The organism is Wenyingzhuangia fucanilytica (assembly GCF_001697185.1).
GTDB lineage: Bacteria > Bacteroidota > Bacteroidia > Flavobacteriales > Flavobacteriaceae > Wenyingzhuangia > Wenyingzhuangia fucanilytica.
This window is the reverse complement of record NZ_CP014224.1, coordinates 1,154,202-1,172,570: the sequence shown is the minus strand read 5'-3', so window position 1 is coordinate 1,172,570 and position 18,369 is coordinate 1,154,202. Positions and strand designations below refer to the sequence as shown.

Below are 18,369 nucleotides of genomic sequence, written 5' to 3'. Positions count from 1 at the left end.
AGAGTTAGTATCTTTTATTTTGTTTGTACAAACCTTGACTGAAATTAATTTGTGCCAAAGGAATAGGGCAAAATTCTTCTTTGTTTTTGTCAAAACCAGCATCTAGGTAATATCCTCTTTTTGTTTTCTCTTCAGCATAGTATTCGTTTAATGTTTCTGAAGCAATTCCCCATCTAACTAAATCAAAAAATCGGTAACCTTCCATGGCGAATTCTAATCTACGTTCCCAACGTAAAGCTTTGCGAGCAAAATCTTGACTCCATACACAGTTTACCCCATCTTCATACTGACTAATTAAATTGTTTGAAGTATAGCTACCTGTTAAAGTTGTACTTGCAGCTGCTCTTGCTCTAATTTGATTAATGATTGGTAAAGCTTCATTATGTTGTCCCATTTCTATCAATGCTTCAGCTCTAATTAGTAATACATCAGCATAACGAATTAGGATTCTGTTTTTTGAATTTCCGTAAAAAGGATCGATGTTTATAAAACAGTCACAATCAGGTTGTACATTTTCTTTTAAAGAAGCAAAATATCCATAGGTTCCAGGAGATCTGTTCCAGTTTTCTTCATAGATATAATCCTCTGCATATTTAAAAGGCAATCCAGGAATGGCTACAGTGTGATATAATCTTGGATCTACATCAAAACTATTTAATTGATTATAATCTAAATCAGTATCATTAAAAGTGTCAAACATTGGCAATCCATCTGCAGTAGTTTTAAAGGCATTAACTAAATTTTGACTAGGTTTATGAAAATCACAACAACCCAAACCTTGTGGTACCGATAATACATCTCCAAAATTTAATCTTCCATGCAAAGTTCCATCATTATCTGAATACTGTACAGCAAACACAGATTCAGAACCGTTTTCATAACTACCTGGTAAAAAGTTAAATCCAAAATCAGCTTCTAAAGAATAAGTTCCTATAACTTGACCTGTAGCATCAATTACTTTTTGTAGTATTTGTTGATTGATATTAGTTACATTGTAATCCTCATCTTGTTCATAAGCCTGGTACAATCTTGTTTTAGCCAAATATGAATAAGCAGCATATTGGTTTACACGACCTATTTGAGATTGGGTAGGTGGAGTGTTGTTTGCTGCAAATTCAAAATCAGCAGCAATGTTTTCCCAAAGTTGATCGTCAGTTAATGCTCTGTTTGACACCAAACCATATTCTTCTGGGGCTGTATCCTCAGTTACATAAGGTATGTTTTTAAACATAATTTTAAGCATAAAGTAAAAATGACCTCTTAGAAAATGCATTTCACCCAATCTTGATTTTTTTTGAGGGAATTCTTGTTCTGTAATCTGATTTAATGCTGCAATAGCTTTGTTTGCTCTAGAAATCCCTACATAGTAATTATACCATAGTTTGTCTAATTCGGCAAAGTCAGTGCGAATATTATTTGAGATTTCAAAAAAGTGAAAGGCTTGAATATCATTGGTTCCACTACCTCCTTTATAAGCATCATCTGCTCTAACATTTCCATATGGCCACAAACTAAATGGGGTGTCATAATGGTCGTTACCTAAAGCAGCGTAAGCTGAAGTAATAAAACCATCCACATTATCAGCATTAATAACATCTTCTTCAGACAATACGCCCTTTGGTTTGTTTTCTAAAAAGTCCTCGCAGGACACAGTTGTGAATAATAATAAACAACTAAATATATATACAATCGTTTTCATGATTATTGAGTTTTTAATTAAAGTGAAATGTTTAATCCTAAAGTAATTGTTAATGGTAAAGGATAACCAAAACCAGGGTTTTCAGGATCAATACCTGTAAAACTAGAGGAACTAATAGTTAGTAAATTTTGAGCATTTACATATACTCTAAAGTTTTGGATTTTATAAGTTTCTGTTATTTTTTTAGGTATTGTATAGCCTAATTGTAATACACGTAGTTTTAAGTAACTACCGTTTTCTATATAATAAGTTGAAAACCTTGATTCTGCATTACTGTCAACAGTTGTTAATGCAGGAATAGTTGAAGTTGGATTTTGTGGAGACCAAGCGTTTAATAATCGAGTTCCTTTGTTTGATCCTACATCATCAACACTCCAAAAATCGGTTTGATACTTTGTTTGGTTAACTACATCTACATCACCTACACCTTGCCAAAAAGTTGTCAAATCAAAATTCTTATAACCTAAAGAAACATTAAATCCATAGTTAAAACCAGGGTTTGGATTTCCTATCCACGTTCTATCTTCACTGTCTATAACACCATCATTATTTAAATCTTTATACCTAATACGTCCTAAACCTTTTCCAGGTTGAATAGCAGAGTTTTCAACTTCTTGTTGTGATGTAAACAGTCCATCGGCTACATGTCCGTACATAGAATTAATAGGTCTTCCTAGAATATTATCATCTAGACCATTTCCTCCGTAATTGTTCTTTACTTCTTCTGGAAGTTTTGTGATTTGATTTCTGTTTGCAGAAAGGTTTGCCGACATTTCATATTTTAATCCCCAGTCAGTATTGTTTTTATAATTCAAAGCAAATTCAATTCCTTCATTTTCCATAGAAGCTCCATTAACCCATCTATTACCACCTTCACCAATGACTCCTAAATATGGAGGAAGTACTAAAATATCTTCAGTTACTTTTTTATAAACATCAACACTACCTGTTAATCTTTGATTAAAGAAACCAAAGTCAAGACCAATATTTGTTTGAGTGGTAGTTTCCCATTTTAAATCATCGTTTCCTGTTTGAGTGGCAATAAAACCAGAAGGTAACAACCCTGAACCTGCTCCTGATAAGTCATAAGCAGTTCCGTAAGAGGTGTTCCAAGTAGGATCCCCACCAGCATAATTGGCTAAGTATAAAGAATAAATAGCTTCGTTACTAATTTCTTGATTACCCGTTTGTCCCCAACCTGTACGTAGTTTTAAATCTGAAAAGAAGGCTAAATTATTTTTAGCAAATTCTTCCTTGTTAATTCTCCATCCTGCAGAAAAGGCAGGAAAGGTACCAAAGCGATTGTTTTTTCCAAATCTAGAAGAACCGTCTCTTCTAATGGTTGCAGAAAATAAGTAACGGCTGTCATAATCATAAGTAGCTTTCCCAAAATAGGATAATAAACTATACGAACTAGCTGAACCATAAGTATAAGCTTCTCCTGTACCTGCATCCGGATACATATAATCGGGATCTTCTGTTATAAAATCTTCTTTTCTTAAAGTAGTGTTTCTCGCATCTTCTTTAAACATCTCTGTACCTGCTAATAAATTAATATTATGATTGTTCAATTTTAAATCATATTGTACAGTATTAGTCCATGTCCATTTTAGATTGTTTGACTGCTCAATAGAAACAGAGTTTTGATCGTTCTTTAGATATCCAGAAACATAACTACGTTGTAAAGATCTTTTGTAAAAATCACTAAAATCAATACCAAAACTAGTTTTAAAAGTAAGGTTGTCTATTGGCTTTAACTCAGCATAAGTATTACCAAACAAACGCATATAGCTATAACCATTGTCTTTATTGTATTCTAATAATCTAACAGGGTTTTGTCTGTCATTCATTCCTCCAACAGGACCTCCCCATCCTTTTCCATCTACAGTTCGAACAGGAATAATAGGTAAAGCTCTTAAAGCAGGATCTAAAACTCCTGGATCTGAAACCTCGTTGGTTCTGTTGATAGTAAAGTTTTCTCCAATTTTTAATTTTCCATCAAAAAAATTATATGAAGAATTGATACGAGAAGACAAGCGTTTAAAATTAGTAGTTTTTACAATTCCCACATTATCATAATATCCCAAAGAAAACATATAAGCTCCTTTTTCAGAACCATTAGACATAGATAGGTTTACCGAATTGGCTTTTCCTAATTGAGAAATTTCATCATACCAATTGGTGTTTGAAGACTTAATGGTTTGCTCTGTGTTTAAATATTCTGGAACTAACACATTATTCAGTGTAGGTTTTCCATTATAAACTCCCCAGTTAAACTGATAACTTAAGTTGTTTGTATTAGGATCTATACCATCGTTTATATTTGCTTGCCATAATACTTGTCCATATTCTTTAGCGTTTAAAACGTCTAATTTATTGGCATAGTTAGATAGGGTTGAATAGTAATCTAGATTAAGTCTCATTTTTCCTTCTTTCCCCTGTTTAGTTGTAATAATAATAACACCATTAGAAGCTCTAGAACCGTAAATACTTGCCGAAGATGCATCTTTTAATACTTGTATAGATTGAATATCATTCGGGTTTAATTCATGCATACCTCCCTTGGTTGGTACTCCATCAATTACATACAAAGGATCGGTGTTGTTTAAAGTACCAATACCTCTAATATTTATTTTAGTATTTCCTCCACTAGGAGAACCATCTGTAGAAATATTTACTCCTGCTAAACGACCTTGTAAAGCTTTTATAGGGTTAGGTTCTGTTTGCTTGTTGAGTTCATCCATATCTACCACAGAAACAGCTCCAGTAATGTCTGCTTTTTTCTGTGAGGTATATCCAGTAACGATTACTTCATCTAATTGTTCGTTACTAGGGTTTAGTTTGATGTTTAGAGTAGCATTGTTATTTATAACTACAGTTTTAGTTGTATATCCTAAATAACTAAGCTCTAAACTTTCACCTATTGAGATATTATTGATGATAAAATTTCCGTCAAAATCGGTAATGGTTCCAATTGATTTTCCCTTGATGACAATAGATACACCAGGTAATGCCATGTTATCTTCTGAAGATACAACAGTACCTTTCACTTCTATTTCTTGAGCCATTAAAACAGTGAACTGAAGAAAGAATAAAAGAATTAATTTATACTTCATAATTTAGTTTTTATAGTTAGTTTATGTTTAATTGGTTAGCCTTTAATATCGATATTTCTGCATCTTTCCCCGAAGATTCAATAGAAAGGTTCATATATGGTTGGTTTGTGAAAAATATTTCAGTTAATACCTCTTCTCCATTATTAAAGAAGACCTCTATAGATGTTTTATCTAATATGATTTTAAATGCTGCAGAGCTCTGTCTTTTGTCTAAGTTTGCTTTTGATATTTTGTTTGCAAATTCATTAGAAAAGTTAATAATTCCTGATTTTTTACGATCTATAAATAAGAAATTTTCTTTGTTGTTAATTCCAAACTCCAAGGTATCTCCAATAGTATTATTTAACGAAAAGGTATAGATATCAGTTTTCATGTTTTTTAAACTAACATCAATTACCGATTTGGACAAGTCTAGATCTTCACTTTTTAATAGTGATGTATTCTTTTTAAAGACTATATCTTTTTTAATAATGGTTTCTTTAAAATAATTACCCAATTGTGATACTGGTGTTGAGATTAGTTTATACCCTGATTCAACCTGTAATAATGTTAGTTCCCTTGGTAGTGTCATACTACTTCTCCATGTTTTTGTAGGTACTTCCTGTGCATATTGCCAGTTAGACATCCACCCAATATAAGTAGGGTTTACACTAGGACTATTGTTCCAAGTAACACCTGCATAGTTATCTTTTCCAGAATCTAACCACAAAGCTTCTTTTTTACTTAATTGATTTTTAAACAGAGGGTCTAACTTAAAAGTTTTTCCATCAAAATCTCCAATAAAATATTGAGTTGCAGAACCTCCATTAGGCCCCCCAGGATTTAAACTTTGCAACAGAACCCATTTTGTGTTTGCAGAGTCGTTTATCTTCATTGGAAAAAAATCAGGACATTCCCAAACACCTCCATGAGCACCAATATTTTGACCAAATTCTGATAAATATGTCCAGTCTATTAAGTTTTTTGAACTATAAAATTGTGCTCGGTCATTGGCTGCTAAAGTCATAATCCATTGTTGATGAATATCATCCCAAGTAACTTTAGGATCTCTAAAGTTTTTAATACCTGGGTTTTTAAGAACTGGATTGTTTGAGTATTTTGTCCAAGTCATTCCGTTATCTAATGAATAGGCTATTCCTTGACTTTCAATATCAATTTTCCCAGCTTTTTCTTTAATAGGATTATGATAGGTATAAATAGCAACAACTGGTGTTTGAGTTCCATCTCCAAAACCAGAAGTATTGTGATGGTCTACCACTGCACTTCCTGAAAATATATATCCTAATTTATCTGGATACAAAGCAATAGGTTGTTGTTTCCAAGCTATTAAATCTGTACTAGTGGCATGTCCCCAGTGCATTGGGCCCCATTTACTTTCGTTTGGGTAATACTGAAAATACAAATGATAAGTTCCGTCTAAATAAAACATTCCATTAGGATCATTCATCCAATTTTCTTCAGGTGTGAAATGAAAATTAGGTCTGTATAATTGCTCTTCAGTAAGAACAACCTTTTTTTCTAATGTTAAAGAACTCTTTTTCTCGTTTTTATGAATACTGTTACAGCCTATTATGGCTATAAGGAGTAGTCCTGTTAGTGTAAATTTTTTCATTGATATTTATTTTCTAGTTTTTGACTTAATTTTTCTAGTGTAATTCCTTTGGTTTCAGGCATCATAAATTTTACAAAGATCAATTGAAACACCATAGCTATAGTAAAGATGAGAAACACTGTTCCTGCTCCAATAGAGGAGAATAAAAAGGGAATTAAAGAAGGGATTATAGCAGCAAGTACCCAATGAGTTGAGCTTCCAAATGCTTGTCCTGAAGCTCTTAAATGATTTGGAAATATTTCTGATATAAAAACCCAAATAACAGCTCCTTGACCAATGGCATGAGAAGCTATAAATAGGAATAAAAAAATGGGAACTGCCATTCCAGTCCATCCTAAATAAAATGCAGCAGAGACTAATCCTAATGAAATAATATAGCCTATAGACCCAAAATACATAAGTGTTTTTCTTCCTAATTTATCTATTAAGAACACACCTAATAAAGTAAAAATCATATTGGTAATACCTACACCAATACTACTTAACAAAGCAGTACGTTCCCCTAAGCCAGCCTCTTCAAAAATTCTAGGAGCATAGTATAAAAAAGCATTAATTCCAGATAATTGATTGAAAAAAGCCATCAAAAAGGCCAAGATTAACGGAAACCTATATTTTTTCATGAAAATATTTTCATGCTTTAAATTATCGTTACTATTGTTAATTCCTTGAATTATTTTTTCTACATCCTGATTAGGATCGATGGTGTTTAAAATCGTTTTAGCTTCATTTATTCTTCCTTTAGAAATTAACCAACGTGGACTTTGCGGAATGGTAAAAACGAAAAGTATATAAACCACTGCAGGAATAGCTTCTACACCCACCATCCATCTCCAGTCGTTTTCACTTATATCATTTAATAAATAGTTAGATAAAAAAGCCACTAAAATTCCAAACACAATATTAAATTGGTAAAGAGATACCAATCTACCTCTATCTTTGGCTGGAGCAATTTCTGAAATATAAGTTGGAGCAGCAATAGTAGAGACCCCTACACCAAGTCCACCAATAAATCTAAAAACTGCAAAAGTAATTGGATCATTTGCCATTCCAGACCCAATGGCCGAAACTGCATAAAATATACCTATAATTAATAAGGTATGTTTTCTTCCTATTTTATTGGTTGGAATTCCTCCTAAAAGAGCACCGATAACTGTACCCCATAATGCCATAGCCATGACAACTGATCCATGAAATGCATCTGAAGTATTCCAGAGCAACTGTAGTTTTTTATCAGCACCAGAAATAACAACGGTATCAAATCCAAAAAGGAAACCTGCTAAAGCTGCTGTAATAGACCACATTAAAATTTTTCTCATTTTCTTAAATATTTTAGTTGTCAACTAAATTATTAATGAAATAGAGAGTTTTACTTTAAAGATGTTTCAAAGTATTCTGTTTTTTTAATAGAAACCTAATATTTTCGCTAATCCATAGTAATAAAGGGGCTTAGGTACTTTATGTTTGACTTTTAATGTAACATAAAATTATACTGATGTAACATTAGGTTAAGAATATGTTACATCAGTAGTATAGTTTGTTTACTATACTTATTCATTATCTTTACTAGAATTAGATTTTCTATATGAATTAGGAGACATTCCATATTTATTTTTGAAAACTGTTGAAAAGTAATTAGGAGATGAGAATCCGTTTTTATAGGCGATTTCAGAAATGGTTAAAGTAGATTTATCCAACATTTCTTTTGCAATATCTAACTTAAGGTTGCTAATGTAATCACTTACGTTAATGCCAAAAATAGCTTTTACTTTTCTGTATAATTGCACACGAGAAATGTGTAGTGATTCTGCTAGGTTTTCAACTGAGAAATCAGAATTATCTATGTTTTGGTTAATAAAACCATTTAATTTACTTACAAATTCTTGCTCTATATTCCCAAAAGATTTGTTTGAAGTAAGCTTGTTAATGTTATTTGTATAATAATATCTTAATTTTTCTCTATTGTAAAGCAGTGATTTTATAGATTGTGTTAAAATAGAGTAGTTAAATGGCTTGGTAAGATATAAATCTGCTCCAGATTTTAACCCTTGCATATAAGATTCTTGATTCCCCAAAGCAGTTAAAATAATTGTAGGTATATGAGAGGTTCTCAAATCATTCTTCAATATTTCACAAATTTCAAAACCATTTTTAAGGGGTAAGTTTACATCACATATAATAATATCTGGAATGTGCTCAAATGCCAACTCTGTAGCATCAGTTCCATCTGACAACATAATTTGAAACTCATTTTGAAGTTTGTTTTTTAGGAAGAAAGACAAGTCTTTATTGTCTTCTATAATCAAAATAGAGGCTTTATCTCCTGTAGATACTATTTCATCAGCATAGTCGTCCTCATCTGGTATTATTTCAGAAGTCATGTTTAAAAGATTTGCGTCTATAACTTCAGGTTCTGTAATTATTTGATCTTCGTTAAAATGAGTGTTTCCTTTAAATAAAGTGATCGTAAACTCTGTTCCTTGAAAAGAACTTACTTCTATTTTTCCTAAATGTAATTCTATAAATTGTTTACTTAAATGTAATCCAATTCCAGAGCTATTTTTACGGTTATTTGATCCTTTAAAAAAGGCTTCAAAAACATTACTCATTTCATCTTCTGGAATTCCAATACCATTGTCTTTAAAAGTGATGGTTACATTATTCCCTTTTTTATTATCATGAATAATAATATCTATTTCACCATTGTCTGGAGTGAATTTAAATGCATTTGAGAGTAAATTAAAGTAGACTTTATCCATTAAATTCCTGTCGAAAAACAATTCTAAATCTTGGTTGTTTGTTGTTAATTCAAACTTAATATTTCGCTTTTTTGCTTCGCTTTCAAAATCTCTATAAAGTCCGTTAGAAAAATCATAAACGTTGGTTTTAGAAGCTCTCATGTTAAACATTTTGTCTTCAATTTTTCTAAAATCTAATAGGTTGTTTATGAGTCTTAAAAGTCTGTTTGAATTTTTATTAATTAATTCAATTTCATAACTAGGTTTACTACCTTTGTTTTTTGAATTTTCCCTTAAAGACTCTATGGAGCTCAATATCAACGTAATAGGTGTTTTAAATTCATGAGATAATCCTGTGAAAAAATTAAATTTAGCATCGTTACTTTCTTTAACTTCATTGGCTATTTTTTCAATTTGATTTCTTTGAATAGTTATTTTTTCGTTGTTTAAAGTTAATTGTCTATTCCTTTTTCTTACTGTAAAAATTAAATAAATACTATAGATGGTTAAACTTAAAATAACGATTAAAACAAACACAGATAGTTTTAATAGGTTGTTTTGAGAATAGTACAATTGTTTCTGTTTTTTAATGGCACTTACTTGATTTTCAATAATAGCTTGCTGTTCATCAATTTTATCAAATTGATTTCGCATAATATCAACATTAAAACGATCAATAATAGTAGTACCAAGTACTTGTCTTTTAGCTACAGTTTCTTTACGATGTATTTTAATAGCTGTTTCAATAGCCTCTACTGCTCCGGTAGGATATAAAATAGTTGCACTAAACTTTCCGTCAAGTATCATTTGAATTCCACCAACAGAACTATTTAGTCCATCTACACCAATAAATTTAAGTTGATTTTCTACTCCAGATTTTCTTGCAATTTCCCATGCTTTTCCTGCTAAGTCATCATTAAAAGCAAATAAATAATCAATCTTATTGTCTTTTAATGAGTCAAGTGTATGTTTAAATTCATCAACAGGAAGTCCTTTAAAACTTTTAATAATATGAACATTAGAAAGTTTGTCTAAAACTTCATGGAATCCTTTGCTTCTTTCACGTGTAGGAGATGAATTATCATCCCCTTTTATTTCTAGTACATTTATTTCTTTATTTGTTGATGAAGCAATATATTGTGCAGCTTGTCTCCCAACTTCAATATTGTCAGCACCTATATAGGTAGTGTATTTGTTAGAGTTAATTTTTCTATCTAGTAAAATAATAGGAATTCCATAACTATAAGCTTTTTCAACAACAGGAACCAAGGCATCTGAATCTATTGGAGAAACAATAATAACATCAACCTTTTTATCAATAAATGTTTGAATATTTTTAATTTGGTTTTCTACAACATCGTCAGCTTTTAAAATAGTTAGCTCAACTTCTGAATGTAAAGAAGCTTGAATTTCCATAGAATAATTCATAGCAGTTCTCCATGGATGTCCACCTAATCCTTGTGAAAAGCCAATTTTAATACTTGAATCTTCATCATTTATTGTTTGATTACATGCCAAAAAAAGGATTGAACTTGTTACAATAATTATTTTAAATATTTTAGAAGTCATTGAATTTATATTATATAATTTCAGAATAAATCTACCAAATTTGAAAGAATTACAATGTATATTAAATACTTGTAGCGTGCAATTATACTTATAAAATATAATTTTATAATAAATTTTCCTGAAAGAAAACAATCCACTATCCTAAAAACTTAATATATAGTTACATCAACAACAGTAGTGGCTAAATAAACCTTAAACAGCTCTTTAAGGCTATAAAAAAATAAAAACCACTATAGACCTAAATCTATAGTGGTTTTCTTTTATAGGGTAGATATTTCTTTAGTTGACTTATAGGGGTGTCAACCAAAATGAATACTTAAAATTGTTATTTAGAAACAATTAATTTTTTAACCGAAATATTATTATTTACATCTTTAATTTTAACCAAATAAAGACCGTTGTTTAATCCAGAAATATCAACACTGTTGTTCCCTAGGTTACTTGTTTCTAGAGACAGTCTACCTGTCATATCATAAATTGCAACACTGTTTATTTTGTTAACACCTGTAATATTAATAAAATTTTTAGCTGGGTTTGGAGAAAACGAAAATAAAGTATTATCAATATTTTTAGAACTTAATGTTGGGTTAGAATCAAAAACTATTTTAGATATTTTAACTACACCAGAAGTTACATTAGTTTCAGCAACATTTGAAAGAACAAAATTCCAATCACTAATATTACCTGTCCACTCAGTTTTACCAGATAAATTAATATCTACAACAGTAGAAGCACCAATATTTAATGTTTTATTTCCATATGTTTTTGTAGTACTTGATGCATCCACAAATTGAAACTTAATTTGGTCTGCATTTGATTCATTAGAATCAACTACAAGATGAACATATGTATTTGATGATGCATCTACTCCATAAAAACTTTGTCCAAACTTTGGTGTAGTACTATCTCCTTCCGCAACAAAATCTATAGTAGAAGTACCTCCTGAAACCGTTCCATCTACTCCAGTAAAACTAGCTGAATTATCAATTGAAAAATCATAACTCTCTTTTAAAATTGTACCCGCATTAACAATTTGCACTTTTTTAAGAATTAAATTACCATCATCCGCACTAGTTCCTGTTAAAGCAGCACCAGAAGCATTTCTAAAACGAATTCCACAATACTCCATGTTTGATATATTATCAGTATCATTAAATGTCAAAGCACCTGAATCATTATTATAATTCCCTGAGCTTAGTTGAAAAATATATGTTTTTTCTACACCAGCCCCTTTCACAGCCGCAGGAGTCACTCCTGTTTGAAAACCTAAAAATTGTGTTCCAGTATCGACACCATTATTTTTATCAAAAAAACCAGAGAAACTTCCTATCTCCGTACTATTATTAATTAAAGTAACCAACATATGTGTACCATCAGATACAACAAAAGGATCCGCTCCTCGAGTAATATCAATTCTAGGAGTACCTGCACCATATTCAAACACTAAACCATCTGCACTAGTAGTTACAGATATACCACTACCTGCTTGAACCCACGCTCCTGGATTTGCACCCGCAGCAAAATCATAAATCTTTTGCGCATATGTTGTAAATGAAATTGCTGACAGAATTGCCAATAAAGTAATTTTTTTCATGATTTTAATAATTTTAAGATTAAAAGTTATTTTGCTTGTTGTTTTCAGTAGTCACAACTACTACTAAAAATCAACTCTAGTAAAGTTCCTTAAAACCTTTTTTCTAAGGGTATAAAAATTGTCTAATAAGGTATATTTATTTCATCTACCCTCCACTACTCATGTGTTTTACTATCAAAATCTCTATTAAACGATTTTAAAAATATAACTCTGCCTTTTAATCATATTAAAAATTTAATGGTTTAGAAAAAACACATAATAATCAAACAACGAGTCATTTTATTTTATCTATTCTCATTTAAAAAGTTTATCTTAACATAGATATATTACACCTAGCTACATAATTGTTATGAAAAAAATTGCAGCATTAAATCTTTTGATATTATTAGTTTTAGTAGCTAGTTGTAGTTCTAAAAACACTGATGACATTAAAGAGGAACAAAAAGAAGTAATCCTTAACAACACTAATCAAACTGATAGATTAAATACTTCAAAATCCGGAGTATTAAGCATCAAAGAAGCCCCCGATGAAGATCCCGAGGAAGCAAAAAATACCAAAGCTACATTTAAAACTTCTACCATCAATGAATCTGACATAGCAAGTAACATCCCTTTGATACAAATTGCTGAAGTTTCTGCTCCAAAACACAATGGAACAACTTTAAGAGCCACACATGTAGCTATTAACGGAAATTACGCTTACGTTTCTTATAATGTTGAAGGCCCAACATATTTAGGAGCCGTTGATGTTATAGACATCTCTAATCCAAATAGCCCTAGTATTGCCCTAAGTGCTATTTTGCCTAATACTGATATTAGTGCTGTAAATTACTATAATAATGCATTATATCTTGCAGGAGCAAGTTCCTCTATCAATAGTGATGGAACCCACCCTGCTGTACTTATTAAGATGGAATTAGAAAACGGTTTACCCACCGACAACATTGCGCTTATAGATATTCCTAGTTATGTTGCTACTGATGTATTGGCTAATGAAAACGGAATATATGGTGTTTCGGGAGTTGATGGAGTATTAGCACAATATGATATTTCTAACCTAACTCTTAAAGAAAATGTTAGTATTAACGATTTAAGGGCTTTAGGAGAACATGACAATAAAATTATAGTATTAAGTGGTACAGATGGGATTACAGTACACAACAGTAATTTAACTGAGATTTCTAGTTTTACTACTAGTACAGATACTCCAGAAGCCAAAAGAACTATTGATTTTTACAACAACAATGTATTAGTTGCTGAAGGAAAACAAGGGTTAGGAATTTATAATATTAACAACGGAAATAAATTAACCACGATTGATCTACCAACTGTTACAGACACTAACATAGACCCTGATGAAATAGTAACCAATGCCGTTACAGTAGAAAGTGAGCATATATTTATGGCTAACTGGGCTGCAGGAGTAACTGTTCACGATTTAACCGAAGGAACCTCAAACATAACCACTATCGGAACTTTAGAAATTGATGGATCTACAAATTATGTAAAAAGTGCCAATGGATATATTTTTGTAGCCAGTGGAAATGGAGGTTTAAAAATTATTAAAACTGTTGCCAACACCAATACAGAAACCAATATTGATTGCACCAACCTACCTCCATACATAGGAGGATATTGGCTAAATATAAATTCAAACGAAAACAAAGCCTATAGCGGATCTACAAGTTTAATGGGATTAAATGTAAGTGCAAACCTTACTTTTTGTGGTACTTTAGCAGTTAGTAATGGACTACATATAAACAGTAACGGACATTTTAAAATGAGTGGTACTTTGGCACAAGGAAATGCTGAAAACCCATGGAATTCATTAATTATTAACGATGGTATTCTTGAGGTTGAAGGAACTTTAATTGTTTATGGAAACATGACATTTAACAATGCAGCTAATTTAAAAGTTTTAGGGGATGTTACCATTTATGGAGATGTAACAATCAATAATAATGTTACTATTGATTTCTTAGGAGCCAACTCTAGCATTACCATACATGGTAATGTTATAAAAAATGGAACTCCAACCATTAACGGTAATTATACCGATACTTTTAATAAACTATAAATAAAAACAACATATAGCAATAAAAAGCCCCTCAATAAAACATCGAGGGGGCTTTTACATAAAAAAACTAACTAAACTTAACTACTATTTTTTAAGCGGCGATTTTCTTTAACTTTGAAAATCTTTGCCTTTTATAACGTATTAACTTATTAATTTTGAGTTTATAATACTCATAGCCAATAATAACTCCAATTACTAAACAAGCCACATAAAACACAAAAAACTGAATTTTTAAGTACACCATCCCTGCAAAAATCCCACCTAATAAATAGGCACTTACAATAGACAACAACACTTTCCTTTTTGCGATTAATGCTTTATTTTTTCTATATTTCTTTTTAGTATATAACGATGCCAAAACTCCTAAATCTGTGGTTAAACCTGTTAAATGAGTCGTTTTAATAGAAAAACTAGAAATACTAGCCGTTAACCCATTTTGTAGCCCCATAGCAAACAACATAAATCCTACCATTATTTCTGTTTCCCATAAGGTTTCTGTATAATAAAAAGCACCATATGTCCCTACCGAAAACAAACAAATCATTTCTAATATCAAAGGAGTAGCATGAGCCATATAAGTATTTTTATCATTAAAATTAATAATGATAAAATTTGACACAAACCCACCGATAAAGAACAAGAAAATCCATGTTAGCACTACAAATGCTTGATTCCAATTTCCTTTTGCTACTTCTTCGGCCAAAACAGCATAATGCCCTGTAACATTTGACGTAAATGCAAAGAAAATAATAACAGACACCACGTTAACCATACCTGCCGAAAAAGCAGTTAAAGCCCCCAATTGCATATTATCTTTAACAGTTCTACTATTATTAAATTTTCTGAGCATACTCTTCTGTTTTATTAATTCTCTTAAAAGTCAATTTTACTATTCCTTTGGCTTGTAAATCTGTTCTAAAATGTAATTCTAAAATATTTTCTCCTACATAATAAAGATTGTAATGTTCATTATTCACATTGTTTTCAATCAGTTTTAGAACATGTCCTCTCCCCTTTAACCTCCAGTTTAACAGCTTTACATCACCATTTTCTTGGGTTAACTTAATTTCTCCATTAGGCATAAATTCCCAAACCTCGGCCTTATGAATCATCATATTTTCTGTAATCACTTGTTTATCTTCATTGGAAAAATCAAGGGTATAGTGACTTGGTGTTTTTTCGTATTTCCAAGCAACCTCTTTCCAAAGTCCTACAATGTCATCATTTGGATTTTTAGCATTATTTAACACCAAACAAACAACAAGCGTGCACACAAAAAAGATAGCTCCATATATGTATAAAACTTTGTGTTTCATTAGTTAGCTATTAACATATTAAATCCCACTAGTTTTAAATTCTCACCGTTTGGATATCTTATTTCACAAATATCGGTGTCTGATTTTTTTATAAAAGAAATCAAATCAAAACCTTTTCTTTTGTTTGATAAAATTGATTTTCCATCATCTGGAATATATGCTTTATTAATTCCATGACCTTGAAGGTAATTTTGAAATGCATTTTTATTAAATCCATGGAAAAAGTCTGAAGTAATCGAATTGATTTTATCCTTATACACCTCCTTTACATCAGATAAAGCATTTAAAAACTCTATGTTTTGTAATTCTTCTAAGCACTTTTGCTTTGAGAAAAACAACAGCTCTGTTATAGATGTAGGCAAAGACATTCCATAAACCAAAACAATATCTACTGAATTGTTTTCATTTTCTAAAGCACCAATTAATAATGATAATGATTCTATTGAAAAATCTGTAGGAACTAAAATTTTATTCATAACCTTATTTCTTTTGTTGAAACAAAGTTATATCTAGTGTCTTAAAATGTGATTAAAGCGACATTAGAATAAGATTAGAATTTATATATTTTCTACCGGAAGCCTTAATTCTATAGTAGTTCCTTTATTTTGATCTGAGTTTACCACAATAATTCCATTATGGATTTTCATTACATTTCTAGTTAAAGGTAACCCTATACCGTAACCACCATATTCTGATGTATTAGAAGCTCTAAAAAACGGATCATAAATATATTGTATTTCTTCTTTTGGTATACCAATCCCTTCGTCTCTAACCCTAACAATTACTTGCTGATTGATAACTAAAACTGCCAAATCAACTTTTTTAAAATCAGAATATTTACAAGCATTCATCACCACATTAGATATTGCCAAATGCAAAAGTTGTTCATTTCCTTTTACCTTTAAAGTATCTGGATTGTCTGGTAATAAATCAAAATTTAAATGGATTTGTGCTTCTGGATATATTTTTTCTACCGTAGTTTTTACATCAATCACCAATTCATCCATTCTTAAACCATTTACTTGCTGAATTTTACCATTATACCCTGTTTGAGCTAAAAACAACAAGGCTTTGGTTTTTTTATTTAGCTTACCTGCAGATTCTAGAATAGTATTTAAAGAATTTATATAATCATTTACTGTTCTTTCTTTTGACAACACCACTTCTGCTTCTCCAATAATAGAGGTTAAAGGCGTGTTTAATTCATGCGATGCATTGCTAATAAAGTTTTTCTGCGTTTCAAATGATGTTTCTAACCTATTTAGCATATCGTTAAACGCTGCAGCTAATACTTTTAACTCATCATTATTTTTAGGTTCAACCAATCTAAAATTTAAGTTTTCCGTGCTAATAATTTTAATTTCTGACACCATTTTTTTAATTGGCCTCATTATTCTTCTAGAAAATACATAGACTAAAAAGCCTAAAATTAGAACTGAAAAACCCAAAGCGACAATCAATAAATTTCTTAAGTACTTAACCAATTTAATGCTGTACTCATTTTTTGCCGAAACAATTACCAAATACTCTTTCCCTTTGGTTATGTATTTTATTCCTGAATGAAAAATACTCTCGTTATGATAAAAAGCCCTTTCGTTTAACTTTATTTCTTCAATAAAAGATTTTGGTACATTAAGTCCTGTTTTTATAATAGTATCTTTATTCAACTCTAAAACAACAATACTTTCATTAGGCAATTTTTCTAAAAAATCTTGCCTAATTTCTTTAACCATCTCTACACTTTTATGACTTTCTAATTCAATTTTAGCCATTGTAATAGCTCTAATCTCTAATCTTTTATAGAAATCAGTATAAGTATAATCGCTAATTGAGTAGTAGATAAACCCACTAAAAATAAGGATATATGACAGAAAAATTGAAGTAGAAAATATCAGTATTTTAGTTTGTGTCTTCATCGTTGTGTTTTAAAACATAGCCCATTCCAATAACCGTATGTATTAGTTTTTCTCCATTGTTTTTATCTAGTTTTTTACGCAAATAATTTACATAAACATCTACTACATTGGTTCCAATATCATAATTAACACCCCAAACGTTCTCCAATAATTCTACCCTAGAAAGAACTCTTTTGGGCCACTTTAAAAAAGCCAACAACAATTTATATTCGGTTGATGTTAAATTTAACTTTTCATTATTCCTAGTAACCGTTTTGGTGGTATCATTTAATTCTACATCAGCAAAAGAAAAAACATTTTCATCTACATCTTGTGGTTTAAAATTTACAGAACGTCTTAACAAACTATTAATACGTGCGGTTAGCTCTATAAACTTAAAAGGTTTGGTTAAATAATCATCTGCACCACTATTTAATCCTAAAGCTATGTTTTCTGTACTTCCTAATGCTGTTAAAAATAAAATTGGTACTTGATTGTTTTTTACTCTTACTGCTTTACAAATATCTAATCCATTCATTTCTGGCAACATGATATCTAAAATGAGTAAATCAAAATTAATGGTACTAGCCAACTCATAACCTTGAGCTCCATTTAATGCAATGGTCACTTCAAAATTCTGCTCTGTTAATCCTTGGTTGATAAACGAACAAACTTTTACATCATCTTCTACCAATAAAATTTTATGTTTTTTGTTTTCCATGAACTATATAGATATCTGCAAATAAAAATAGAAAA

12 protein-coding genes are annotated in these 18,369 nt (G+C 30.7%); 1 reads left to right on the top strand and 11 read right to left on the bottom strand.

Translation table 11 applies throughout. The annotated features are described in order from the left end of the window. Nucleotides 1-4 precede the first annotated feature (4 nt). From AXE80_RS04870 to AXE80_RS04845, 6 genes are all read right to left on the bottom strand, one after another. Complete coding sequence (locus AXE80_RS04870) at nucleotides 5-1,699, bottom strand: RagB/SusD family nutrient uptake outer membrane protein (protein WP_068824981.1); 1,695 nt, start codon at nucleotides 1,697-1,699, stop codon at nucleotides 5-7. Between the two features lie 17 nt (nucleotides 1,700-1,716). Next, nucleotides 1,717-4,815, bottom strand: a complete 3,099-nt coding sequence (locus AXE80_RS04865; protein WP_068824979.1) for a SusC/RagA family TonB-linked outer membrane protein — start codon at nucleotides 4,813-4,815, stop codon at nucleotides 1,717-1,719. A gap of 16 nt (nucleotides 4,816-4,831) precedes the next feature. Then, a complete protein-coding gene (locus AXE80_RS04860) occupies nucleotides 4,832-6,427 on the bottom strand; it encodes a glycoside hydrolase family 32 protein (protein ID WP_068824977.1) in 1,596 nt (531 codons plus the stop codon). Then, nucleotides 6,424-7,743 carry a sugar porter family MFS transporter gene (locus AXE80_RS04855; RefSeq protein WP_068824975.1) on the bottom strand — a complete coding sequence of 440 codons (1,320 nt, stop codon included), beginning with the start codon at nucleotides 7,741-7,743 and terminating at the stop codon, nucleotides 6,424-6,426. The genes AXE80_RS04860 and AXE80_RS04855 overlap by 4 nt, the downstream gene beginning before the upstream one ends. A gap of 231 nt (nucleotides 7,744-7,974) precedes the next feature. Next, a complete protein-coding gene (locus tag AXE80_RS04850) occupies nucleotides 7,975-10,731 on the bottom strand; it encodes a hybrid sensor histidine kinase/response regulator transcription factor (protein ID WP_068824973.1) in 2,757 nt (918 codons plus the stop codon). 325 nt (nucleotides 10,732-11,056) lie between these two features. Continuing rightward, complete coding sequence (locus tag AXE80_RS04845) at nucleotides 11,057-12,325, bottom strand: T9SS type A sorting domain-containing protein (protein ID WP_068824971.1); 1,269 nt, start codon at nucleotides 12,323-12,325, stop codon at nucleotides 11,057-11,059. Nucleotides 12,326-12,674: 349 nt separating this feature from the next. Here AXE80_RS04845 and AXE80_RS04840 point away from each other — a divergent pair, with 349 nt between their 5' ends. Continuing rightward, complete coding sequence (locus AXE80_RS04840) at nucleotides 12,675-14,402, top strand: LVIVD repeat-containing protein (protein WP_068824969.1); 1,728 nt, start codon at nucleotides 12,675-12,677, stop codon at nucleotides 14,400-14,402. 91 nt (nucleotides 14,403-14,493) lie between these two features. Here AXE80_RS04840 and AXE80_RS04835 read toward each other — a convergent pair whose 3' ends face one another. The 5 genes from AXE80_RS04835 to AXE80_RS04815 all read right to left on the bottom strand — a co-directional run bounded on the left by AXE80_RS04835 (nucleotide 14,494) and on the right by AXE80_RS04815 (nucleotide 18,334). Further along, nucleotides 14,494-15,252 carry a YoaK family protein gene (locus tag AXE80_RS04835; protein ID WP_068824967.1) on the bottom strand — a complete coding sequence of 253 codons (759 nt, stop codon included), beginning with the start codon at nucleotides 15,250-15,252 and terminating at the stop codon, nucleotides 14,494-14,496. After that, a complete protein-coding gene (locus tag AXE80_RS04830) occupies nucleotides 15,236-15,718 on the bottom strand; it encodes a hypothetical protein (protein ID WP_068824965.1) in 483 nt (160 codons plus the stop codon). The genes AXE80_RS04835 and AXE80_RS04830 overlap by 17 nt, the downstream gene beginning before the upstream one ends. Then, nucleotides 15,718-16,194, bottom strand: coding sequence for a hypothetical protein (locus AXE80_RS04825; RefSeq protein WP_068824964.1), 477 nt, complete (start codon nucleotides 16,192-16,194; stop codon nucleotides 15,718-15,720). Before AXE80_RS04825 ends, AXE80_RS04830 begins: the two co-directional genes overlap by 1 nt. Before the next feature lie 81 nt (nucleotides 16,195-16,275). Next, nucleotides 16,276-17,634: a sensor histidine kinase gene (locus AXE80_RS04820; RefSeq protein WP_068824962.1), complete on the bottom strand. Its 1,359-nt coding sequence runs from the start codon at nucleotides 17,632-17,634 to the stop codon at nucleotides 16,276-16,278. Beyond that, nucleotides 17,618-18,334, bottom strand: coding sequence for a response regulator transcription factor (locus AXE80_RS04815; RefSeq protein WP_068824960.1), 717 nt, complete (start codon nucleotides 18,332-18,334; stop codon nucleotides 17,618-17,620). The genes AXE80_RS04820 and AXE80_RS04815 overlap by 17 nt, the downstream gene beginning before the upstream one ends. Nucleotides 18,335-18,369: the final 35 nt, after the last annotated feature.